Genomic DNA, 553 nt, shown 5'->3' with positions numbered 1-553 from the left:
ATCGAACGATTGATTGCCGTGGACAGTCCACACTTTGAACCCCAACTTCTGGAGAGCGTTCCAGCCGCACCGGCGACGGCAGGCCCAAGGCCCCGACCAGACGATGGCCGAAGGATGAGTTGGCCAAGTCGATATAGCGGTCAGACATGGAACGCTCTCCAGAAGTTGGGGTTCAAAGTGTGGGCTGTCCACGGCAATCAATCGTTCGATCGGCGCAATAAGGCCTACGCTTGAACACTCAGGTTTAGCAGGTCTTGCAGATAAATGCGGTTCATGTGGGAGCGAGCCTGCTCGCGAAGGCGCCGTATCAGACGTTGAAGTGGCTGAATGTGCCGGCCTCTTCGCGAGCAGGCTCGCTCCCACAGCTGACCACATTCCAATGTGGGAGCGGGCTTGCTCGCGAATGCACCAACTCGGTTTCGGAGGTAGTGACGCAATAAGCAGCGTCACCAAAACCTCCGCTTCCCGCTGTTCCTCGCGTAACCCAAGCCACCCGCTCATTGCATCGCCTCCACATCAAACTCCAGCGGCTTGGCGGACTTCAAACCAATCC

1 protein-coding gene is annotated in these 553 nt (G+C 57.7%); it reads right to left on the bottom strand.

All coding sequences use genetic code 11. The annotated features are described in order from the left end of the window. On the bottom strand, positions 1-148 hold a 148-nt coding region (locus J5M56_RS26865; protein ID WP_243430888.1), incomplete at its 3' end, for a hypothetical protein. Positions 149-553: the final 405 nt, after the last annotated feature.

It is taken from the genome of Pseudomonas sp. 51_B (genome assembly GCF_017491595.1).
GTDB lineage: Bacteria > Pseudomonadota > Gammaproteobacteria > Pseudomonadales > Pseudomonadaceae > Aquipseudomonas > Aquipseudomonas promysalinigenes.
The sequence above is the reverse complement of the archived record's forward strand: the minus strand, read 5'-3'. Positions and strand labels throughout refer to the sequence as shown.